Source organism: Croceicoccus marinus (genome assembly GCF_001661675.2).
Taxonomy (GTDB): domain Bacteria; phylum Pseudomonadota; class Alphaproteobacteria; order Sphingomonadales; family Sphingomonadaceae; genus Croceicoccus; species Croceicoccus marinus.
On sequence record NZ_CP019602.1, the window covers coordinates 296,237 to 317,225 of the forward strand.

Sequence of the window (20,989 nt, forward strand, 5' to 3'; positions counted from 1 at the left end):
TATCTGATCAATAGAAGGCTTACTCGCCATCGTCGACGCTCATGGATCGCACTTGAGATTCAATATAGGCGCGCTCTTCATCTGAAATTCGGTATTTTTCGTAGAGCACTTCATCGGTCCAAGTGCGATCCCACGTCTGCATCGGCACCCAAGCGTATGTTGAGTTCAAAGCGTGCTGGGTAATTTTCCGCTGTGAGACAAGAAACCGGAAAAATCGTGTCATGTAATATGACTGGATGCTTGCAGCTTCGTCGGGTGTAGCCACATCAAATACGAGATAAGACTGCGTGCAGGCAGATGGGGCCGGTGCGATCAGGGGTTTTCCCAAAATCTGGTGAGGCAGCCCATCACCTCCATTGTATGCCTCAGGAACAAGTAGCTTCCAACGGTCGATCAAATGAACGTTTTTCGATATTGCTTCGCGAGGAACGTAGCCGATACCCCTCTTCATCCTGCGAATATAGAAAAGTGGTATGTGCCCCGACTTTTCGGTTTCAGAGTATCCGTCAAAGTTTGATGCTAGGCCGAATGTGGTATCGCGAGACAATATCGAATTAATCGGCAGCTCCTCGCGCTCAAGGACCTTGTGCAGTATCGAGATTGCACGACCGTCACGAACAAAAATGTCATATTCATCGAGCTTGCGTGAAACTGGTCCAAGTGCTTCCCCGCCTCGGAAAGTGGTCACGTTGCAGTTGCCCTGGTGCGCACTATCCCAAAGGAAATAGCAAACACCGGCCTTAATCTCGACTCCAGGAAACACTTCGCTCGATGCAGGGAAATCCGATAGTTCCCGCAGGTGTCCACCTCCAAGGAAAGACTGCCGAAATCCATCCATTCCACGCCCACCAGCCATCCAACGAGAAGGGATAACCATGCTGACAAAGCGCGGTTCAAGTTTGGCTGCCTGCTCCACGAACAAGTGATAGATTGAAGAGTCGCTTGTTCCGCCTGCGCCGCCCGTCATCTGATATGGCGGATTTCCAATAATTACATCGAACTGCATGTCGGCTCCGAACAACTCGCCGAGGCGAGCTTTTATGTCGTTGGTGTGGATGAAGGCGTAAGCATGGTTTTCCAATTCCGGTTCGCGATCGAAGATTGCACGGGGAGCACCGCAAAATTGGCATTTTGAGCCATCCCAAGAATGCTCGGTGCGCTCAAACCAGATATTGCCATCGTCGTTGGCAAATGCCGTGGCGACGGAATGCTCGCCGGTCGCGTGCTTGGAGCAATAGAGGCTGCGGCGCGCCAGCAGGCTGGTCAGCCGGGTGATACCGATGCCGAAAACCTGCTGGGTCAGGATGTGGTCAACGCGGGTCTGCAAATCCGGGATTTCGGTTTCCAGCCCAGCGATTAGCCGCTTGGCAATTTCCCGCAGGAAGACACCGGATTTCGTGAACGGGTCCAGAAACCTGACCGAATTGTCCGCCCAGATGCTCGCGCCACCATTGTCCGCCGCCCATGCCTCTGCCAGCGTATCCAGCATCCGGTTGGCGAACTCCGGCGGCGTGAACACCTCGTCGTTTGACAGGTTGGCGATGCAGGTCAGCACATCGGGGTTGCGCCCGCGCAGTGCAAAGCTGGCCTGTTCAATCATGCGCTCGTCCCCGTCCCATCATTCGCCGCCGCAAGATAGCGCACGCTCATCGGCGGATATGTCTGTGAAGGCGTGAAAATTTCGTGCTTGCCCAATGCTGAAAACAGGGAGTCTTCGGCGCTGAAACTTGCCATGCCGGTCAAGACATCAAGCCGGAAATCGCGGCGCTGGAATTTCCCTTTGCCCAGATAGCCCCACTCGACCACGCGGATCGGTGCGTCATCAATCGCGCGCATCGTCATCGCATCGCCGTGAACGAGATTGAGCGAGAGGACGTGAGAGGCGGCACGGTAAACATCGTCTTCCGCATCCAGCGCCAGATAGTCCGCGAAAACCTCCAGCATATTCGCGCGGCATTCCGCGATATTATCGGCCAGCAACTCAATGCCGTAGCAGCACATAAGCCCCAGCAGTGCATGATGCCGCTTCTCGAAGTCGGATTTGCCGAATTTGAATTCCACGGCGGCCAGCTTGCGTTGCAGGATCGGAACAAGGAAATTGCCGCTGCCGCAGGCGGGTTCAAGGAAGCGGGAATCAATCCGCTCCGTCTCACCCTTCACAAGATCGAGCATCTTCTCCACCAGCCAGGGCGGTGTGAATACCTCTCCATGATCGGCAACGCGCTGCTTGGACTTGATTAGGTTCATGATAATACTTCGAAATGATGTTCGCAGCCGGTCTGCCGTTTCTGGAAGACGATAGACCGTACTACAAATTCTCTCAACGTATTGCTCGACCTAATCCGAGCTCAAGAATTCAGCAGCCTTCGCCGCCGCGCTCGCAGCGGTGAAGATCGCACGGTTGTCGGCCTTGAGCACCTTCAGCCAGGTGGCGAGGTAGCTGGCGTGATCGGGGCGCGGACTGGCGGAAAGACCGAGGTCGCCACAGAGAAAGGCTGAGCCGAGCTCGGCCACCAGCTCTTCCATGGCATAGGCATCGTCACCGAACCGCTTGCCAAAGGTCCGCGCCAGGCGGTGGTCAGCGCCAGACCAATGGACGAGCTCGTGCAACAAAGTGGCGTACCAGTTCTGCGCCGCGCTGCCGCTGGCCGTTGCGAAGAACCGCTCGCGGTCCGGCATGGTAATGGTGTCGGTTGCGGGAGTGTAGTGGGCGCTGTCGCCGTTGATGCGTACGGCGGCACCCGTGGCAGAAACGAAAGCGTCCGCGTGCGGGATTGGGTCGAAGTCTTCTCCGTCTGGCACTTCGGGCAGGGCGTAGCCTTCGACCTGGCTGGTGTTGAACACGTGCGAAGCCTGCGCGAAGATGCGGGTCGAGTTGTCTCTTTCCTCGGCCTGATCGTCATCACGACTGTCGAAGACCTTGTAGAACACGATGGGCGAAGCCTTCTCGCCCTTGCGGACCTGAGCACCAAGTGACTGCCACTGGCGATAGGTTGCCCAGAGACCATGTCCGAAGTCCTGCGCTTCGGCGCTGGCCCAAAGGGCGAGTACGTTGACGCCGCGATAGGCTTTCCCAGTTGCCGCATTCGTGGGGCGCGAAAGCGGCGCGGTGCTGCGATGCCAAGGGAGCGAGAAAGTATCCGTGCCGCGTTCAAGGGCGGCGATGATCTGGTTGGTGATCGTATCGTAGATGCTGGCGGTTGTGGTGCTGTCCATGGTGAAACTCCTTCGTCCAATCGTTGGGAACGCGAATGAAGGGACGGGCCGGATTGGCCGGGCGGGTCAGCGGTTACGCGGAACAGCCAACACGGGAGGGCCTCAGCCCGAATGGAGCGGGCAGGCTGTTGATCCCGCCCGGCACGGCCTGTAGAAGAAGAGCAGTTCATTCCAACGGCAGGACGAAGGATGCTATGGCCTGCCGTCGCCGGTGCTTTCGATCAGCCCAACCCAGCACCCATTGCCTGTGACTTTCCGGCTTCCGGAGTGCTCGCGGCCAGGGCAATCTGCTTTTCGCCCGCACGCTCATAGATCGCGCGAACGAGCCGGTCCTTATCGTCTGTGACAACCACCGCCTCGGCTTTGGCACGCGAAAGCGCGACATAGAGCATCTTCTGGTCGACCAGATTGGTGGAGCGGCTGTCGGCGTGGATCAGGACACGCTCGGCGGTCTGACCCTGTGCGGCGTGCGCTGTCTGGACATAGGCGTGACGCAGATGGGCGTCGCGAGGATCGGAGAGATCGAGATTCTGCTCACGTCCTTTGGCGAGCTTCACGGTTGCCCGGCCACGGTCAGTATCGATGCTGGTGACGGACCCGCCAAGGCCATTGATCCTTCCCGCTTCGCGGTCGTTGCGGGTGAACTGCAAGCGGTCGCCGGTCCGCAGCTCCATCGGCTTCGGCTCGAACACTTCGGCTTTGCCTGCACCCCATTGCCGCGGATGCCAGTCCAGCGACCGTCCATCGCGACCTTCGAGGGCAATGCGCCCGCGCTCGGGATCGACAGCTGCAATTGCGAAGCTTTCGCCCCGGCGCACGCCCTTGGCGGCATAGTCACGACTAAAGCGGACCACATCGCCGATGGCATAGCATGCTGCCTCGCGCGCTTCGGCACGGGTCAGGCCCTTCGCCACAAGCGCATCGAACCGCACGGCCTCCTGCGAAAGCTCGCCGCGCTCGGCCAGCTTTGTGCGGATCATACTGGTGAGCCTGTCGCGACCTTCACGCGATGGCTCGATGACCAGCGTTCGCGAGCGCTCTGCTGGCGAAAGGGCCAGATAGCGCCGGGCCATCGCCCCAAGGCGCGCCTCCGGCGTTGCACCTTCGATCACCTTGCCGCCGCCCCGTTCCAGCGCGGCCAGCGCCTTGCCCGCATGGCCATCGATTGAGGCCATGACGGCTTCACGGGTCCCGGCATTGGTCTGCCGGACCACTTCGGCCAGCTTCGCGGTCGCCATCCCCGCTTGCTGCAACTGGGCAAATGCAGCCCCCGCACCTACCGATCCAAGCTGTTTCACGTCGCCAACCAGCACGAGCCGGGCTCCGACCTTCTCAGCACGTGTCATGAGTTTCGCCATGTCGTGGGCCGCGAGCATCGAGGCTTCATCGACAATCCAGACGGCATCTTTGCCCGCTGTTTTTGCCTCGGGCGCAAGCAAATGCCGAGCCACGGTATCGCCACGCAGGCCGAGCGCCTCGCCCAGCACAGTTGCTGCCGATGCGGTTGGCGCAAGCGCGGTAACCGCAAGTCCGTGACGCCGTGCTTCGCGGGCATAGGTTGCAAGCACGGTGGTGGTCTTGGCCGTACCGGCATAGCCCTGGACGGCAGCGATGCGGTCGCGCGAAGTGAGCAGGTCTGCGGTCGCGCGTTTCTGGTCTTCGGTCCAGACGTAGCCATAGCGCACCGATTGGCGCGCCGCGCGCTCGATCGTTCGTGCTGCTGCCACCTGACTTGCAAGCGATTGCGCCATGCCGCGCCCGGCTTCCTCCAGGCGCAGCATGGTTCGCTCGGTCTTGATGGCCTGCGGCGTCGTGAACCCCGCAAACTCCGCCCCGCGCTGGTCAAGGACGGTGCGTGGGACAAGCTCGCCGCGCTCTCCGGCCTCGGCGATCGCTGCGCTGACTGCACCGTGCCCGGCTTTGCCGAAGGCGAAGTCTCCTGCCTCGCGCGTCAGCGTGCTGGCCGAAAACACTGCCTGCCGCTCAGACAATTTGGCAGCGGCCCATGCCACAGCCTGCCGCGCCAGTAAGTCGGGACTAATGGTTGCTTCGCTGCTTTTGACCCGCTCCCTCGCCTCGGCAATCAGCTTGTCTCGCGCCGCCTTGTCGAACCCGCTGTCATTGGCAGTCGCCCGCCAGTCGGCGCGCAAGGTGCGATGATCCGCATTGGTCTTGACCTCGCGCGTATCGAGCGCGGCGATCTGCTTTTCGGCGGCGCTCGCTTGCTCGCGGTTCGTGCCCCGCTCGGCGAGCCGGGCATCGATTGCTGCGGTGCGCTGGCTCAGTGCATCAATGGCCTTCTCTGGCACACCTGCGATCTCGAACAGCGAGTCTTTGCCCTTCTCTATCCGGTAACCCAGTGCGGCAACGCCGTGCGCCAACTCCTGCCGGTAGATCGCGCCGATCTCCTTTTGCAGCTGATAGAAGGCGCGCGGCTCAAGGCTGCGCCAGTTGCCATCCTTGTCCTGGGTTCCGTTAATGATCACGCCGTGGGTGTGCAGCTGCGGGTCCTGCGCCCGGCTCGTGGCATGGCGGAAGGTGGCGATGGCGAGGTTGCCGGTCGTCTCGCGCCGGACCTCGCCGTCCTGCCTGATCCGGGTTGCCGCCATGTGCTTCTCGACATGGGCGAGCGCCAGTTTCACCGCTGCGCCATGGGCCTTGATCAGCCGCTTGTCTCCGGCAACCTCGGCCATGATCGAGACCGACTTGGGCGCGGACAGTGTGATGTCCCAGCCTGGCCGGTGTTCGACCTTGCCATCACGGGTGGTGCCAAGCTGCTGCCCAGCAATACGGCCTTCGAGCAATTCTGCGAACTTCTCGCGGTCGACCTCGCCTGACAGGCCCAGCTTCTCCGCTGCCTCACCAAACCATTCGGATGGTGCCATGCCGCCTTCGGCATAGTAGTCGTCGGCCTCGTAGTAGCTCGCGGCTTGACCGGCACTCGACAGCGCCGAGACCGATGCGACCATCAGACGGGTCCTGGCTTCGCGTCGGGCTCGGCACCTTTGACGATCTCGCTGACCCGGCTCCATAGCGTGCCCGCCGGATCGCCTGGCACGTAGGCAGGCTGACGAGGGTCGCCACGCCGGGTGATGTGATCGGCGGTGAGGCCGATGCGCGCGACCGGCAGGCCATCGGGGAGCAACAGATAGCCCTGATGCGGAGAGAGCCGCAATTCGCTTTCAAGTACGGCGGGACGGAATTGTCGCTGGGTAGCGATGGTCGTGCGCGGCACTTCGCTGCCAATCGACAGCGTGTCGGTGGCAACGCGCAATTCTACCTCGCACTGGCCGATTGTCTCGCTCGCCCATTTGCGGGTTTCCTGATCGACGGTTTGCAGGAACAGCTTGGTATTACAGCAGGCGAGCATGGCCTCGGCGATGTTTGCACCGTAGCGATTGCGCATCTGCCCGAGCGCTTGAAAGGTGAGCACGATGGCCGCGCCGAACTTGCGTCCCTCTGGCAGCAGTCGGGCAAGGTTCTCGACGCGGGGAAGGTCGGCAAGCTCGTCGAGCACGAACCAGATGCGGCGGTCTGGCGACGGCGACAGACCCAGCACCGCACTCGCTGCGCATTCGAGCCAGCATGCCATGAGGGGCTTCGATGCTTCGAAGTAGTCTTCCTTGCGGGGCACGAAGATCCACGGCTTTGCACCCTCGCACTTGTCCAGCTTTGCGATGAAGTCTCGGAAGGCAAAGCGTTCTTCCCCTTCATCTTCGACCTTCAGGAACTGGATCAGGTTCGCCGCCTTGGCGAGCATGAAGAGCACGCTGCCAGTGGCGCGGTCGGCGTCGTTGGCAAAAGTGCGGGCGGACGACGTGTGCCCCAGCCACTCCTTCAACTGCTCCTTGTCCTTGACCTGCAAGGCTTCGAGCAGGGCTTCGAGGCTACAGTTCTTTTCCGCCCAGAGCGAGCGGATCATGTTGGCGACAAGAATGCGGCTGGTTTCCAACCAGACATCGTCATCCTGACTGCTTGTTTCGGAGACAAGCTGGCGCGCTATTCGGTCTGCATCGGCGGGGTGCGATATCTCGTCGAAGGGCGTCCAGAAAGCACAGCGCGCATCGAAGGGATTAAGGATAATGTCGCCGCGCGCGGGGTTGTAATAGTGCGCGATGAACTCTCCGCTAGTGTCATAGACCAGCGCTGCTTCGCCGCGCCTCTCAATACCGTCGAGCATCTGGCGAAGTGCAGTGGTCTTGCCGCTACCGGTAGTGCCGAGAAAGGCAAAGTGGCGGGTCTCGATCCGGCGCGGAACGGGGACCGGACCGATGCGCAATGTATCCCTGCCACAGAGCAAAGTGGTTTGTGCGGCGACGTCCTCTTCATCCACCACACGGGTTCCACCAATGACCCGGTCGGCGAGCGTATCTTTGCCCTGAGCCGACATGGTGCGCTGGAGCACCCAGACCGTGAACAGGCCTATGGCAAAGCCGGTGGTTGCACCGCCAGCGATCACTTTGACGACCTGCCAGAAGGTATCGGTGAAGAGCGGCTCAGAGGCAAACCAAGCGGCGGAAACGGTCCAGCGTTGGCCTTCCATCGCAATGTTTATCTTTATGTCGCTGCCCCCTAAGGAACCGAGCAGGGTCAGCACGTTGGCCCACGCATACTGCACTGCTGTCGTTATCGCGGGGCCATGCAGTAAGAACTGTGGGGCGATGATCGCTCCGGTCGCTGCTGCACCAAGAGTGATCGTGGAAAAGAAGCGAAAACGCTGCTGCCAGTGCGCCATGCGCACCCGCCACAAGGCGTGCGCGCGGGTGACAAAATCGATGTTGGAATTCATGGCTCAATCTCCAAGGCGAGCGAGCGCTGGCGCTCGAATGCGGCGCGCGCTTCGGCTGCTATTGTCTCGTCGGATTTCTTCGTTCCCAGCGCCGCATGGCGCGCGTAAGCGTAGGCCGCACATGCAGTAAACAGGGCCCGGTCGAGCACCCTTTCGACCTCGGCGAGGCGCTCCGAGATCGATCCGATCTCGCTCGCCAGTTCGGCTAGATCGGTCTCCTTGTCGGTGCCGTGAAGGACCGAAAGGAAGCCCGCGTCGATCACCTTCAGGAGCATCGCATACTCCGACAATCCACGCCGGTCGGCGATGCCGGACAGCGACCGTGCCTGCGAAGGATTGAGGCGGATGGTGCGCTTTATGTGGCTCGCCATCACCACCTCCCGCGCGCGCTCGAAGCGCGCTCCAGAAATGGCAGAATTGCGAGGGTCTGAACGCTTCGTTTCAGGGAGCGCGCTATCCGCGCGCTCCAGAAACCGCAGAAATCCTTGATGCACACGTGCGTGGGGTGTGTATGAAAATTACGGGTCCGATACGCAGTATCGTGGCCCCTTCCATCTCCAGCTTTTCTCCGGTCAACTGGCATGGGCGTCTTGCTCCATGCTTGCCGTTGGAGGCGTCGCAGACAGGATCAGATTGCGGGCGATATCGTCGTCGAAATACCGTTCGCGGGACTGGCGGGAAGGCAACTGGCGCTCCGCCATATCAGGGCGTGTGAACCAGCGAAGCAGTGCGAGGTCGATCGCTGATCGAACGTCATCTGCGAGCAGGTTGGTCTCTTCTGGCGTGAGGTCAAGCCACCCGAATTCGGTGCGAAGCTGGCTGCCAAGCGGATACCCGGTCCCGTCTCGGCTCCTGTAAATCGGGCCCTCGACAGTGAGGCAACAGTCTTGCCCCTCAAACCGCTCGCGGACCGGGCGTTCGTACCAGAGCCAGGGATGCAATGTGTGGCGACGGGCGCGCCCATCGGCGTTGTCTTCAACGAGCAATTCGACGAGCTGGGCCGCGCGCTCTACGTCATCGCTCGGAAGGCGACCGATCAGCCAGCCATGCTTCTGCAGGGCCGCGTTGATAAGGGAAAGGATGGACATGGGGGAGATGCTTTCTGCGGGCCATTGCCCGCCCAGGAGGGGTCAATAGCTGCGCAGGGGGAGGGCCTCGATCCACTCCTCGATGTCGGTGGAACGCCAGCGGATACGCCCGCCGCCAATGTCGATGGGATGAGGAAAGGCACCTCGGCGGATGCGTCGCCAGATTGTTGTCCGGCTGCGAATGCCCGTGAGGCGCATGACCTCATGGCAGGTGAGTAATTCAGTATTCGGCACGACAGACTCCTTTGCTTCAAGGTTCTGTCACCGAAGCCGTGTTCCCCCACGACGATGGGTTGTCCTTCAAATTGCCGTTGCGGACCGTGCGATCAGATGTTCAACTCAGCGCCACCAAGCTTCGGTGACGCGACAAACGCTATGCGAATCGCAATGATGTAGGAAAGAACAAAAATAGAACAAATGCCGTTCCGCATTGGCGGGTGGACGATGTTGGATCGCTATGGACAATCCGGGACTGAAAGAATTTTTGCCGCTGGTGTCCGCTTTCGGCCAATGCAGGTCCGAATCGACGGTTCTGGTGCAACGGGAGACCGGTTTTCGCGCGAATCGCAGCTTGAGCCGATATGACAAGCAAACGCGCTTTCGCTTTGCACGTTGATGCGGACATGCAAAGAAGGCGCGAAAATCTTTACACGTTAGCGGATTTGCGGATGCAGCAACTTCGGTCGGATAATGCCATCTGGGATGATGGCGAATGGATCAGCTGGGACGAAATCAACGAGCAAATCCAGTACAAGGAATGGCGGGCAAAATATCCCAATGCCGATCTGTCGCTGGTCTCGATATTCGAGAACCTGATCGGCACGGCTGAAGATTATCACCTTCACACAGGCAAGCACCTTCAGGTGTATGGCGATATCGGAGAGCTCTACGGGGCGATCACGCACGGCATAAAGCTGCACCGCAACTACGCTCAAGGATCGGACGGACGGCTCGGCAATGACCTGGTCGAGGTCAAGACAATCACACCATTCAAGAGCAATGACGTACCCATCCGGTGAGGCCCGCCTTGTCCGGCGAGTGAACGACCGGTCTTAAGAGCGCTCGTATGAGCGAGCTTGGGAGCGGAGCATGGGTCAGATCACGGTGATGACGGGGCCGGAGCGTCGTCGGCGTTGGAGCGAGGAGGAGCGGATTGAGATCCTCTCCGAGGCCTTTGCGCCGGGCGCCTGCGTTGCCGATGTATCGCGGCGGCGCGACGTTTCGACCAGCCTGATCTACACATGGCGTCGCAAGTTGCGCGAACAGTCGGCGGCTGCGTCCTTGCCGGTACCGGAGATAAATTTCGCCCAGGCCGTGCTCGCCGATGATGAGCAGCCTGCCGATCACGATCCGTGTGCCGCGGTCACGGTCGATCTTGGCAATGGTCGGTGCGTGCGCATTTCGTCGAATGCGCCTGCCGCACTGGTTTCGGCGACCTTGAAGGCGCTGCGATGATCCCATCGGGCGCGAGGGTCTGGATCGCGATGGGCCATACGGACATGCGCAAGGGCATGCAGGGGTTGGCCTTGCAGGTTCAGCAGGGCCTGAAGCGCGATCCACATGGCGGCGACCTGTTCGTGTTCCGAGGGCGGACGGGATCGCTGGTCAAGATCATCTGGCACGACGGCATCGGCATGTCGCTTTATGCCAAACGGCTCGAGAAGGGTCGCTTCGTCTGGCCCTCGGCGAGAGAGGGCATCGTCTCGCTGACCAATGCCCAATTGTCCTGCCTGCTGGAGGGGATCGACTGGCGTAACCCGCAATATTCATGGCGTCCGCAGAGCGCCGGATAGGGGCTGCATTTTCTTCGTTGGCTGGCGCATTTTGGGCTTTGACCGAAGGCCGATCTGTGATTCCATGCCCCTTATGGACACGGCCGCATCGCCCCTGCCGGATGACGTCGAAGCGCTCAAGGCGCTGCTGGCCGCCGCGCTCTCACGCGCCGATGATGCCGAGGCACGCCTTGCCAAGGCCAGGGCCCGCGAGAGCGCGATCGAGGCGCTGATCGCGCACCTCAAGCTGCAGATCGCCAGGCTGCGTCGCGAGCAATATGGCGCCAGCGCCGAACGCAGCCGACGTCTGCTCGACCAGCTGGAATTGCAGCTCGAAGATCTCGAGGCCGATGCCTGCGAGAATGATTGCGCTGCCGAAGCCGCTCCGGCGAAGACGAGCGAGGTTGCCGCGTTCGACCGCAAGCGCCCGAGCCGCAAGCCGTTCCCCGAACATCTGCCCCGCGAACGCGTCGTCATCCCCGCGCCCTGTTCGTGCCCGTCCTGCGGCAGCGCGCGTCTGTCAAAGCTGGGAGAGGATATCACCGAGACGCTGGAAGTGATCCCGCGCCAGTGGAAGGTGATCCGGACGGTGCGTGAGAAGTTCTCCTGCCGGGATTGCGAGACGATTACGCAGCCCCCGGCGCCGTTCCATGTCGTGCCGCGCGGATGGGCCGGGCCCAGCTTCCTCGCCATGCTACTTTTTGAGAAGTACGGTCAGCACCAGCCCCTCAACCGGCAGGCCGAGCGCTTCGCCCGCGAAGGCGTAGCGCTCAGCACCTCGACCCTGGCCGATCAGGTCGGTGCCGCCGCCTTCGCACTCATGCCGCTCTACCGGCGGATCGAAGCCCATGTGCTGGATGCAGCCCGGATCCATGGCGACGATACGACCGTGCCGGTCATGGCGAAGGGCAAGACCGATACGGCGCGCCTGTGGGTCTATGTGCGCGATGACCGGCCCTTCGCCGGCTCCGATCCGCCAGCAGCCTTGTTCCACTATTCCCGCGATCGGCGCGGTGAGCATCCACGGGAGCATCTGGCGTCCTGGGCAGGGATCCTGCAGGCCGATGCCTATGGCGGCTACAACGAGCTTTACGCTCCCGGTCGTCAGCCAGCACCCGTGATCGAGGCGGGCTGCTTCGCGCATGCACGGCGCAAATTCTTCGAGCTGGCCGATGTCGAGGGAGCCGCGCGCAGGAGAAGCCGCGGCGAACGCACCGGCATGATCTACCCGATCGCGCTAGAAGCCGTGCAGCGCCTCGATGCCCTGTTCGAGATCGAGCGCGGCATCAACGGCAAAACGCCAGGCGAGCGTGTTGCACTCCGGCAGGAACGCAGCGCGCCGCTGATGGCGGGCCTGCACGCCTGGCTCACCGCGCAGCTCGCGAAGCTGTCGCGCAGCCATGATATGGCCAAGGCCATCAACTATATGCTCCGGCGCTGGGGTGCCTTCACCCGGTTCCTCGATGATGGCCGGATCTGCATCACGAACAACGCTGCCGAGCGGGCGCTGCGCTGTGTGCCGCTTGGCCGCAAGGCATGGCTGTTCTGCGGTTCCGACCGCGGCGGACAGCGCGCGGCCGTGCTCTACACGCTGATCCAGACGGCCCGGCTCAACGATGTCGATCCGCAGGCGTGGCTGGCCGATGTCCTCGCGCGCATCGCCGGACATCCTGCCCACCGGATCGACGAACTACTGCCCTGGAACTGGGAATCTGGGCGAGCCAGAATCGCAGCTTGATGGCGCACGTTAACAAGGTCCATTCGGTCAGCACGATCGCACTCGTAGCGCGTCATCTAAGCGTCGAAGAAGATCTTATTGCTGAACTCGCGTCGGGCATGGACCCGGAAGACGGGCTGATATGGGTGTACAGCCTTGATCGTCCGGACGGCGCGATGGCATTTACCGAATACGGCGTCGAAAACCTCACAACACTCATCGCCGACCACGATATATAGCACTGCCGCGGCCTTCACCGGATGGGTACGCAATGACCGGGTCACGCTGAACCTCAGACGGAACTTCAGCATGGTCTTTCTGGTCAAGATCACCTCTGACTTCGAGGTTCGCGGGAAGCTCATTCCACGCAAGGCCTTGCCCCGTGTCAAGGGTGACAAGCTGGTTCTTGAGTGGGCGGATATTGGGGCTGAGCGAGGGGAGCCCTAGGCGCCTAGCGTTGCACGCAACAGCTGCACTGTAATCGCCTGCGCTTCGTCAACCAAGTGACCGTTATGATCGCGGTACATGAGTTGCTTGATGATTGAGCTAGCGAACTCAGGCTTCATATTTTCCGCAGCTCGAAGGGCATTCGTACATCGATCAACTCCACATTCCCGGAGGGCATTGATCACGTAGTCTTTGCCCAGCTTTTCGTTGGTAGCCGCGATATCGAACATATCGCGTGGCTGCATCGATGCACCGCGATAGTAGACCTTCTTAGCAACTATCTCTGCCGCAGTTTCCTGCCGGATTGTTCGCCCCCGTAGCTCACTGACCTGTGATGGCTCTGGCGTAATGTCGGCACAGCAAATGAAGTCGATTTCACCAATGTCCTCGAAGATCAGTTTGAGGGAACCTGCGCCGTCTGTTTTGTAGGTGTCTGGCATTCGATCGAGCTCAAACCCCTGCGTCTCGGGATTGAGGTAAGGGAGGAATTGGGGATCGGAAAGGAAGAGGTCGATGTCATGGCTCTCGCGATGATCGATCTGGAGCATCAATGCAGTCCCACCTCCGAACGACCAATCTGGCTCGCGGCCAACGGCTTCGGTGGTTCGCGCGATGATGTCGGATGCCAAATCAAATAGAAGCGGCCATTGGCTCGGCTGCTGTCGAGGCGAGATCACTTTCTCAGGCTGCCAGAGGCAGCGAGTACCCAGCCATCTTGGAAAACTGGCCAGCGACAGCTTTCGCCATATCCTCATTGACCTTCATTTCAGCCATGAAGGCTTTCTGGATCGCTGGTGCCACTTCCGAGAAGAAAGCGAAGACGCTGGCGTCACACGTTTCCACACTCGATGGGTCAGCGATGAGCGCAGCGAGTTGATGAGCGGAATGGTTCGCCCCATAGGGGGCGTTCACCGTTGCCAGAACCTGTGCAGTTAGGTTGCTCATCTTAAACCTGCGGAATCGATCTCAGGGTGAGAATATACGCTTCATGCGTTAGCAAAACAAGAATGTTCGAACATAGGAAGAACGCAGAGGGCCAATCCGCGATTTATCCCGCATTTTTCAAAAATCGCGTTTTGCGGGATAAAAGCCCCTCGATTGCAGACGCGCTCGGACATCGCTGCGATCCCTTAGAGCTCACTCCAGTCATCCATTCAAATTGCGTGAGTGACGGCACCTCGGAAAATTCGAGCATCCAAGGAAAGTCCCGAAACGTCCGCTCTTCTCAACCAACTGACCATCGCAGCCTTCCATCGGACACGAGATTGCTGCCTCAGGGGCGTCGAAGAGAGGCGTTTGGGGAGCAGGCTTCGGTTTCGCCCGACGAGTCCGGTAGCGCTGCTTTTTGAATTCCCACGGATGAACGTTGTCGTCATTTGCCCAGATGCCGCGTCGATTTCGCTGAGCATCGTCAAGCGCCTCGAAGTAGCTTTCATCGGGTCCATAGCGATCGAGTACCCATGCCCATCCATTGAGGATCATTTCCAATTCGATGTTGCGGTGAGATGGTGCAGTCAGTCCACGAATGAACTGTCCGAGCTGGGAAGCCGCACTGCTGGCACCATTGCTCTGATCCATCTGCAAGTAAGGCACGGCTACGATCCGCTTGTGGCGATCGACAATGCCGCCAGTGTCCATCTTTATCAGAATGGCCAGATCGACATGCCTTCCGCCAATGAGCGATTGAAGGAAATCACGCGCTTCGATGCCGCCAGGCTGCTCCATCTCCGGCGCGTCGATGAACCCCAGCCTGATGGTCACTTCAAGGCTTGCTCCCCGTCGTGGGTTGTCGATACGGGTCAGGAAGCCATCGCCGTCAAAGACCTTTAGGACAGGCACCCGAATGGTTTCGGAACCGGGATCTTCGGGTGCGATAAGCAAATGCCAATCCTCCTCAACGTCGCGAACAGCATTGTAGCGAAAATGTATATCGTTTCACTTAGCATCCGATTTTCGGAGCTGGTCGCCACCGCGTCAAATGCATCGCATTGGAGCTGGTCGGCCATGCAAATTTGCTGGAAATCAGACGCGTTTTGCGTTAATAGGCGCCTATTGAAATCATTGAGTTTTTCCGAGGGTGGGACCCAAATCCTCTGGTAAAAATACATTCTGGGGGCACCAACGGGGGCCTCACTTAAGTAACCAAGGTCAAGATTCTCGCAGTTTTGCGACATTCTGAGAGCGGTTCGAGTCCTCTTCTGGCACCATTTTTCTTTCCGGCTGAATCCGCAAATGTCCGGAAAGGCATCCAAATTCACAGCGACGACACGCCCGTACCGATGCTGGTGCCAGGCAAGGGCAAAACCGCGCAAGGTCGGCTTTGGGCCTATGTCGTCGATGACCGGGCCAGCGGAGCAAACGGCCACGATTGGTGTGGTACTAGTTCACGCAGACACGCAGCGGCACCCATCCGCAAACCGGACTGAAGACATTCACCGGTCTCCTTCAAGCAGATGGGTACGCCGGATATGCCAAGCTCTATGGTGGCAGTCGCATTCAGGAAGTGGCTTGCTGGGCGCATTTCGGCGCAAGATATTCGAGAACCATCAGACCAGTCCGACACCGCTGACCAACGATCTGATCGAGCGGATCGGAGCACTCTATCGGATCGAAGACGAAGTTCGCGGCCAGCCCCCCGATATCCGCCGGCAATGGCGGCAGGAGAAAGCCAGGCCATTGGTCGACGATTTACGCTCGGCGATCGACGATGCGTTGCGCCGCCTGTCGCCCAAGGCGGCAATGGCCAAGGCGCTGACCTATGGCCGCAAGCGCTGGATTGCCCTCACGCGCTTCGTCGATGATGGACGAGCCGAGATCGACAACAATATCGCCGAACGCGCGATGCGCAGCGCTCCGAAGCGTGTTTCATTATGCACTCCGTATTCAAGTATCTGTAAACATTGGAAGCATGTCCGCGTCAACAACGCGACACGGGCGACCCTTTCGGGCCATCGCAGATTTTACCGCTTCCGACATCAAATCGGCGGAGCGGATTTGATGCGGTGCGCGCGGTACGACCTGCACTGCCGGAAGCACGCCGGTTTTGATGAGAAGTCTTATCGTATGGCTTGAGGTGCCAAGCGCTTTGGCCGCCTCAGTCATGGTGAGCCATTCGCCGTCTTTCACCGCAGACCGATAGGCATCGATCCCTCGCACGCGCCGAACAGAGTAGACCCGGTGCGCCGTCCAGGTTTTGCCTTGGCCGGTGGGCAAGCCCATCCGATTCAGCGTCGCGGCGATATGCTCGTCGGACCAACGGCCCGCCATGCTGCGCATCACCTCCAGCGCATCCTCCGCTGTTGCACAACCGTGCTCGCCGGCTTTCGGCTTGCGAACCCGCAGTTCCGAGTGCTGGCCGCCCCGCCAATGGATCGTGAGCACGACGTCACGCACGGCATCATCGACATCGACGACGATGTCGGCGATCATTGTACGTAGCATTTGCTGGCGAGCGCGCATCGTCACATCCGGAGCGTTCCAGGCCGCCGACAGGTTTTCCGCCAGATTGGCGAAGGCATTTGGATCGGCCTCGATGGTCGAGGGCCCTTCCGCAGGCTGGCGAGCCTTCAAGTCCCGCACGCGACGGAGCGCGATTTCCCAGTTTTTCTCCAGCTGCGCCGCTATCAGGCGATTATCGGGATCACAAGCTGCGTAGCGGCGCTCGGCTAGGCTGGCCTCGTAGCGCGCCTGCTGGAGTTCCAGGTCGAGGATCTGGCGCTGCTCTTCTTGTCGTTCCCGGTTCATCCGCTCCGCCTCGAACGCGGCTTCGATCGCCAAGGGTTCTACCGCGCGCAGCAGTTCGCGCGCAACTGCTGCATCCACTCGTAGACCGCCAAAGGTCATGCATCGAGGTAAGCCCATCATCAGGTTCGGCTTGTCACAGCGGTAGACTGGCCGACTTTGCGGGTTACCGGTGTAAGCAACGCTCAGTCGCCGCCCGCACCGTCCGCACGTCATGATCCCTGACAGCAGTGCCTTGCCGCCTCGGCCTGACTTTACGCCGCCAGCGCGGCCATAGTTGTTGAGGGCCAGCTGCTTCTGGTTGCGCTCGTATTCTTCCCAGCTGACGTAGCCCTCGTGGTGCTCCTTGATGAACACCTCCCAGGTTCCGACCGGCTTGCCATGCCCGTAGCTTCGCCGCGCTCGCCCATCGACAATGGTAGTCCGCTTTTCGCTTTTCCCGTAGACGTAAACACCTGCATAGAAGGGGTTTTTGAGGACGGCGATGACGTTGCGATAGCGGATAGGTAACCATGTGAAGCTGGTCATGCGGCCTTCGTCCGAAGGCCGCGGGAAGTGGATTCCATCGGCCTTCATAGACAACAGCACCTGACGCGCACTGCCCAGCTCTCGGAAGCGCGCAAAGATGAGCCGGATTACCTCCTGAAGGCGTAAGTCGGGATCGAGTCCCAGGCCCGCTTCGCGGTGCCAGATGTAGCCGAACGGGACAGACAACCGCAATTCGCCGCGGCGCGCCTTCGACCTCGCGGCATCGAGCATTCGCGTCCTGAGAACGCCGAGCTCGAACTCGCTGATGCTGCCCTTCATTCCCAGGAGTAGGCGGTCGTTGGGCTGGCAAGGATTGTACACGCCATCATGATCGATGACACGGGCTTCAACGAGCCCGCACAGTTCCAGCAGATGGTGCCAGTCGCGACCATTTCGCGCGAGCCTTGACGCATCGAGGCACAGCACGGCACCCACCTTGCCCGCGCACAATGATGCGACCAGGCGATCAAAGCCGGGCCGCGCAACGGTTCCGCTCGCGGATCGTCCGAGATCATCGTCGATGACTTCGATATCGGTGAAACCGTGCTGACGTGCGCTGTCGACGAGGTCGTATTGCCGCCGCTGGCTTTCCAGGTTGGTCATGACCTGGGATTGTGTCGATTGTCGCACGTAGACGACGGCCTTGCGCTTCAGCAGTTGCGCCGGGATTAAATCAGTGCCGGTCATCGCCGAGCTCCTCGACGACGAGGCCAGCGGCTTGCATCAGGATTTGAGCAAGCGTGATTACGGCCTTCGTCCGTTCCGCCTCGCTCATCCCGTCCACCCTCCGGGGCTCGAAGATCAGGCTCATCTGTCTGCCCGAGGCCGGTGCGGGCGTGTCGTGCTTGTTCATCGACTTCCTCCAATGCGACTCCATCATCGCGTTGGGAGTTTGGTGAAGCAGCGACCGCGGTGACCAGCCTCTTCAAATCGGAAAGCGCTGCAACATCAACTTGGGGCGGGCCGATTCTCATCTTGGAGCAGGCGACCGGATCAACCATCCAACCAGGCATCGAAACGACGATGCCAGATGGGCCTTCGACCTTGAGAAAGCGCCCCGTCGCTCGCTCCTCTACCCGCCGTACGCTGACTTTCCGCCCGAAATAGGGATGCCAAGGATAGTGAACTTCCCGCTCTTCGCCGACATGGGCAGAATGAACGGGCGATGGCTATAGGCCGCCAGAACTGGCTGTTCGCTGGCTCCGAGGCGGGGGGGGGGGCGCCGCTGCTATCTATCCCTCATCGAAACCGCGAAACTCAACGGCATCGAGCCGCAGGCCTATATCGCCGACGTCATCGCAAAAATTGCAGACGGATGGCCGGCATCGCGCTGGGACGAGCTCATGCCATGGAACTGGACAGCTCCCCTGCGACCGCTGATCGCCGAAGCCGCATAATCGGCGGCTTCCAAGCCACGCTTACGCTGATCGGACGCACTGAGATTTGGCGATCGGTGAGGACTGACAGCTTGTGGGCTGCAGCTGTCGGCTCTTTCAGCCTACAGCCTGGTGACAGTACTTGAGCGTGATTTCAGCCAGAGCCGCGGAAAACCGTAGAGCCCAAAACCGGCCATCCTGGATCAGTTCTGAGTTCGGCGAAGCCTGGGCGCTTGCCGATCGTCTGCTGCTGTTCGGGGGCTTCACTAGCGGGCATGTCGCCTCACCGTCCGGCTGAAAACACTCCGAATCCGCAAACCGGTGAGCTTACTCTGCTTCTATTCCCAAGCTGCGTCATGGGCCCATGTCCCGGCAATAGGCCGCTGGTCTTATCTTATCATGGTGCCCGATACGTCGGTGCTCACAACGCGCCAATCGAGCGCATTGCAATCGGCGGACGTGTTGCTGCCATATCTCTACGCAGCATCCAGGCCGGCACCTGCTTTATCGTCATGGGCGAGGCATAGTGGAAACCCTGCGCGAACTGGCATCCGAGGTCGGCCAGGATGCTTCCCTGCCGTTCGGTTTCGATCCCTTCGATGATGCATTCCAGATCAAGCGCCCGGCACATTTCGAGAATGGCTTGCAGGATCCTCGTGCCGCCCGCCTCGTCAAGATCCTGGACGAATGACCGGTCGATCTTGATCTTGTCGATCGGCAGGCGGTTCAGATAGCCAAGACTGGAAAAGCCAGTGCCGAAATCGTCGAGCGCGATGGAAATTCCGTGCTGACGCAAGCGGTGGATGTTGCGCGTCGCCGTGGCGAAATCGCGCATCAGCGCGGTTTCCGTTATCTCGAATACAAAGCGTCCTGGGGCCAGGCCGGAATTGTCTATCGCTGCAACAAGCGCATCGACGGTTGCCGACGTGACGATATCGTGCGCGGAAAGGTTGAAGGATATCGTCTGGTGCTGAGGAAGCAGTTTGACGTCCTGCAGCAGCTTGTCGAACAGCGACAGGGTAATCGTGCCCATGGTGTTCAGCCGCTCGGCCGCCTCGATGAATTCGCCGGGCACGATCTTGCCGAGTTTTGCGCTTTCCCATCGGCCCAGCGCTTCCCAACCGCAGACCGCGCCGGATGACAGCGAGATGATGGCTGGAAATGGATCGACAGCTCGCTGTCGAGATCGGCAATCTGGAGCTGCGTCTCCATCTCAGTCTTGGTGAGCAGTTGCTTCGCCAGTTCGTAGCTGAACAGGCAGGTGCCGCCCCGCCCGTTCGACTTGACGTTGTAGAGCGCGTAGTCGGCATGGTGGAACAGGTCGGCAGCGCTGGTTCCGCCATGGGGAAAGGTCGTGAAGCCTATCGAACAGCCGATCGCGAACGCGTTGTCGCCGATGGCGAAGGGGCGGGCCAGCGCCTTCGAAATGGTCTCGCCGAGCGCGCTCGCCTGCGCTTCGCAGCCTGGCGCGATGATGCCGAATTCGTCGCCGCCAAGTCGCGCGACAACATGGCTTTCATGGTCCAGCGAACGCAGCCTCTCGCCCACCTCCACCAGCAGCTGGTCCCCCACCGCGTGTCCGTAGATGTCGTTGACCGGCTTGAAGCGATCGAGGTCGACGATGCCGACGAAGAACGACGCCCCCGCATCGCGGCTTTCGGCTATCGCGGCTTCCATCTGTTCGAGGAAGACGCGCCGGTTCGGCATTCCGGTCAGCGCATCGGTCATCGCAAGGGCGCGGTTCTCGGCCGTCAGTCTGGCCGTCTCCTGCTGCTGCAACGCCAGTTGGGTTTGCGACGTGACGAGCTCGACGAAACCTTCGAACACGTTTTGCGAGACCCGGATCATCAGTGTCGTCACGATCGCGGCGTTGAAGGCGATCAGCACGAAGGCAGCATTTCCTTGCGACAAGTGGAACAGCACGTAGGGCAACATGATCAGCAGGTGCACGAGCCGTGCGGCCTGCGGCAGGTGGATCAGGCAGAAGATGCAGCCGATCGCGGTCAATACGACGCAGACCGCGATCGCCGCCTGTTCGAACGGTCCGCCGAACTGATCCAGAAAGAACGCATAGCTTAGATAGGCGATGGCGATCGGTATCACCGCAAGCGTCGTGCGTTTCAGCGTTTTGCGTGCGTCTTCGACCGTGATGGCGTCCGCCGCCGGCATCAGGCGCAGCCAGTGGATCATCCGTGCCGTGCTGATCACGATGAACACACCGCTGGCGACGGTCAGAACCGCGTCGGGGGCGTGATTGCGATAGAGCAGGACGATGGCACATGCGGTAATGATGAGCACCGCGTATAGAAGCGGTA

General features: G+C 60.4%; 20 protein-coding genes and 2 pseudogenes. 7 read left to right on the plus strand and 15 right to left on the minus strand.

The features are described 5' to 3' along the window. Positions 1-19: 19 nt before the first annotated feature. The 8 genes from A9D14_RS01480 to A9D14_RS01515 form a co-directional block, all read right to left on the minus strand. Positions 20-1,600 carry an Eco57I restriction-modification methylase domain-containing protein gene (locus A9D14_RS01480; protein WP_047819587.1) on the minus strand — a complete coding sequence of 527 codons (1,581 nt, stop codon included), beginning with the start codon at positions 1,598-1,600 and terminating at the stop codon, positions 20-22. After that, positions 1,597-2,247: an N-6 DNA methylase gene (locus A9D14_RS01485; protein WP_047819586.1), complete on the minus strand. Its 651-nt coding sequence runs from the start codon at positions 2,245-2,247 to the stop codon at positions 1,597-1,599. The genes A9D14_RS01480 and A9D14_RS01485 overlap by 4 nt, the downstream gene beginning before the upstream one ends. Before the next feature lie 90 nt (positions 2,248-2,337). After that, the gene (locus A9D14_RS01490; RefSeq protein ID WP_066842351.1) at positions 2,338-3,216 is read right to left on the minus strand and encodes an ArdC family protein; all 879 of its coding nucleotides are present in this window, start codon (positions 3,214-3,216) and stop codon (positions 2,338-2,340) included. A 221-nt stretch (positions 3,217-3,437) separates the two neighbouring features. Next, positions 3,438-6,185: a MobF family relaxase gene (gene mobF / locus A9D14_RS01495; RefSeq protein WP_066842353.1), complete on the minus strand. Its 2,748-nt coding sequence runs from the start codon at positions 6,183-6,185 to the stop codon at positions 3,438-3,440. Beyond that, complete coding sequence (locus A9D14_RS01500) at positions 6,185-8,005, minus strand: type IV secretion system DNA-binding domain-containing protein (protein ID WP_066842355.1); 1,821 nt, start codon at positions 8,003-8,005, stop codon at positions 6,185-6,187. Before A9D14_RS01500 ends, mobF begins: the two co-directional genes overlap by 1 nt. Next, a complete protein-coding gene (locus A9D14_RS01505) occupies positions 8,002-8,376 on the minus strand; it encodes a hypothetical protein (protein ID WP_066842357.1) in 375 nt (124 codons plus the stop codon). The genes A9D14_RS01500 and A9D14_RS01505 overlap by 4 nt, the downstream gene beginning before the upstream one ends. Before the next feature lie 201 nt (positions 8,377-8,577). Further along, positions 8,578-9,093: a hypothetical protein gene (locus tag A9D14_RS01510; RefSeq protein ID WP_066842359.1), complete on the minus strand. Its 516-nt coding sequence runs from the start codon at positions 9,091-9,093 to the stop codon at positions 8,578-8,580. A gap of 42 nt (positions 9,094-9,135) precedes the next feature. Continuing rightward, positions 9,136-9,327, minus strand: a complete 192-nt coding sequence (locus tag A9D14_RS01515) for a helix-turn-helix transcriptional regulator (RefSeq protein ID WP_087910441.1) — start codon at positions 9,325-9,327, stop codon at positions 9,136-9,138. 347 nt (positions 9,328-9,674) lie between these two features. On the opposite strand from A9D14_RS01515, the gene A9D14_RS01520 reads away from it, so the two are divergent. The 5 genes from A9D14_RS01520 (at position 9,675) to A9D14_RS01540 (ending at position 12,821) form a co-directional block, all read left to right on the plus strand. After that, on the plus strand, positions 9,675-10,112 hold the full coding sequence (locus A9D14_RS01520; RefSeq protein ID WP_232468699.1) for a hypothetical protein: 438 nt from the start codon (positions 9,675-9,677) through the stop codon (positions 10,110-10,112). Positions 10,113-10,182: 70 nt separating this feature from the next. After that, on the plus strand, positions 10,183-10,548 hold the full coding sequence (gene tnpA, locus A9D14_RS01525; RefSeq protein ID WP_066842361.1) for an IS66-like element accessory protein TnpA: 366 nt from the start codon (positions 10,183-10,185) through the stop codon (positions 10,546-10,548). After that, positions 10,545-10,886, plus strand: coding sequence for an IS66 family insertion sequence element accessory protein TnpB (tnpB, locus tag A9D14_RS01530; RefSeq protein WP_062068002.1), 342 nt, complete (start codon positions 10,545-10,547; stop codon positions 10,884-10,886). Before tnpA ends, tnpB begins: the two co-directional genes overlap by 4 nt. 73 nt (positions 10,887-10,959) lie before the next feature. Beyond that, the gene (gene tnpC / locus A9D14_RS01535; protein ID WP_066842363.1) at positions 10,960-12,603 is read left to right on the plus strand and encodes an IS66 family transposase; all 1,644 of its coding nucleotides are present in this window, start codon (positions 10,960-10,962) and stop codon (positions 12,601-12,603) included. After that, complete coding sequence (locus A9D14_RS01540) at positions 12,600-12,821, plus strand: hypothetical protein (protein ID WP_198302033.1); 222 nt, start codon at positions 12,600-12,602, stop codon at positions 12,819-12,821. The genes tnpC (A9D14_RS01535) and A9D14_RS01540 overlap by 4 nt, the downstream gene beginning before the upstream one ends. A 204-nt stretch (positions 12,822-13,025) precedes the next feature. Here the strand turns inward: A9D14_RS01540 and A9D14_RS01545 are convergent, their stop codons facing one another. The 3 genes from A9D14_RS01545 to A9D14_RS01555 form a co-directional block, all read right to left on the minus strand. Continuing rightward, positions 13,026-13,577, minus strand: coding sequence for a nucleotidyl transferase AbiEii/AbiGii toxin family protein (locus tag A9D14_RS01545; protein WP_232468700.1), 552 nt, complete (start codon positions 13,575-13,577; stop codon positions 13,026-13,028). A gap of 133 nt (positions 13,578-13,710) precedes the next feature. After that, positions 13,711-13,974: a hypothetical protein gene (locus A9D14_RS01550; protein WP_066842364.1), complete on the minus strand. Its 264-nt coding sequence runs from the start codon at positions 13,972-13,974 to the stop codon at positions 13,711-13,713. Between the two features lie 201 nt (positions 13,975-14,175). Continuing rightward, positions 14,176-14,910, minus strand: a complete 735-nt coding sequence (locus A9D14_RS01555) for a topoisomerase DNA-binding C4 zinc finger domain-containing protein (RefSeq protein WP_157668101.1) — start codon at positions 14,908-14,910, stop codon at positions 14,176-14,178. Positions 14,911-15,278: 368 nt separating this feature from the next. Between A9D14_RS01555 and tnpC (A9D14_RS20555) the strand changes: the two are divergent. Continuing rightward, positions 15,279-15,876: pseudogene (tnpC, locus tag A9D14_RS20555) on the plus strand (IS66 family transposase); the annotation flags it as partial. A gap of 36 nt (positions 15,877-15,912) precedes the next feature. On the opposite strand, the gene A9D14_RS01570 reads toward tnpC (A9D14_RS20555), so the two are convergent. Both A9D14_RS01570 and A9D14_RS01575 read right to left on the minus strand, forming a co-directional pair. Beyond that, on the minus strand, positions 15,913-17,985 hold the full coding sequence (locus A9D14_RS01570; RefSeq protein WP_066842370.1) for a recombinase family protein: 2,073 nt from the start codon (positions 17,983-17,985) through the stop codon (positions 15,913-15,915). Then, the gene (locus A9D14_RS01575; protein ID WP_066847877.1) at positions 17,972-18,151 is read right to left on the minus strand and encodes a hypothetical protein; all 180 of its coding nucleotides are present in this window, start codon (positions 18,149-18,151) and stop codon (positions 17,972-17,974) included. Before A9D14_RS01575 ends, A9D14_RS01570 begins: the two co-directional genes overlap by 14 nt. A gap of 306 nt (positions 18,152-18,457) precedes the next feature. On the opposite strand from A9D14_RS01575, the pseudogene A9D14_RS01585 reads away from it, so the two are divergent. Beyond that, positions 18,458-18,695: pseudogene (locus tag A9D14_RS01585) on the plus strand (transposase domain-containing protein); the annotation flags it as partial. Between the two features lie 400 nt (positions 18,696-19,095). Here the strand turns inward: A9D14_RS01585 and A9D14_RS01590 are convergent. Next, entirely contained in the window at positions 19,096-19,827 is a 732-nt protein-coding gene (locus A9D14_RS01590; protein ID WP_083987524.1) for an EAL domain-containing protein, read from the minus strand. After that, entirely contained in the window at positions 19,713-20,843 is a 1,131-nt protein-coding gene (locus A9D14_RS01595; protein ID WP_157668102.1) for a diguanylate cyclase domain-containing protein, read from the minus strand. The genes A9D14_RS01590 and A9D14_RS01595 overlap by 115 nt, the downstream gene beginning before the upstream one ends. Positions 20,844-20,989 lie beyond the last annotated feature (146 nt).

Excerpts from the sequence above, each read along its gene's own strand:
- A9D14_RS01480 (WP_047819587.1), bottom strand. The coding sequence starts at position 1,600 with ATGATTGAACAGGCCAGCTTTGCACTGCGCGGGCGCAACCCCGATGTG.
- A9D14_RS01485 (WP_047819586.1), bottom strand. The coding sequence starts at position 2,247 with ATGAACCTAATCAAGTCCAAGCAGCGCGTTGCCGATCATGGAGAGGTA.
- A9D14_RS01490 (WP_066842351.1), bottom strand. The coding sequence starts at position 3,216 with ATGGACAGCACCACAACCGCCAGCATCTACGATACGATCACCAACCAG.
- mobF (WP_066842353.1), bottom strand. The coding sequence starts at position 6,185 with ATGGTCGCATCGGTCTCGGCGCTGTCGAGTGCCGGTCAAGCCGCGAGC.
- A9D14_RS01500 (WP_066842355.1), bottom strand. The coding sequence starts at position 8,005 with ATGAATTCCAACATCGATTTTGTCACCCGCGCGCACGCCTTGTGGCGG.
- A9D14_RS01505 (WP_066842357.1), bottom strand. The coding sequence starts at position 8,376 with ATGGCGAGCCACATAAAGCGCACCATCCGCCTCAATCCTTCGCAGGCA.
- A9D14_RS01510 (WP_066842359.1), bottom strand. The coding sequence starts at position 9,093 with ATGTCCATCCTTTCCCTTATCAACGCGGCCCTGCAGAAGCATGGCTGG.
- A9D14_RS01520 (WP_232468699.1), top strand. The coding sequence starts at position 9,675 with ATGACAAGCAAACGCGCTTTCGCTTTGCACGTTGATGCGGACATGCAA.
- tnpA (WP_066842361.1), top strand. The coding sequence starts at position 10,183 with ATGGGTCAGATCACGGTGATGACGGGGCCGGAGCGTCGTCGGCGTTGG.
- tnpB (WP_062068002.1), top strand. The coding sequence starts at position 10,545 with ATGATCCCATCGGGCGCGAGGGTCTGGATCGCGATGGGCCATACGGAC.
- tnpC (WP_066842363.1), top strand. The coding sequence starts at position 10,960 with ATGGACACGGCCGCATCGCCCCTGCCGGATGACGTCGAAGCGCTCAAG.
- A9D14_RS01545 (WP_232468700.1), bottom strand. The coding sequence starts at position 13,577 with ATGCTCCAGATCGATCATCGCGAGAGCCATGACATCGACCTCTTCCTT.
- A9D14_RS01550 (WP_066842364.1), bottom strand. The coding sequence starts at position 13,974 with ATGAGCAACCTAACTGCACAGGTTCTGGCAACGGTGAACGCCCCCTAT.
- A9D14_RS01570 (WP_066842370.1), bottom strand. The coding sequence starts at position 17,985 with ATGACCGGCACTGATTTAATCCCGGCGCAACTGCTGAAGCGCAAGGCC.
- A9D14_RS01575 (WP_066847877.1), bottom strand. The coding sequence starts at position 18,151 with ATGAACAAGCACGACACGCCCGCACCGGCCTCGGGCAGACAGATGAGC.
- A9D14_RS01595 (WP_157668102.1), bottom strand. The coding sequence starts at position 20,843 with ATGCCGGCGGCGGACGCCATCACGGTCGAAGACGCACGCAAAACGCTG.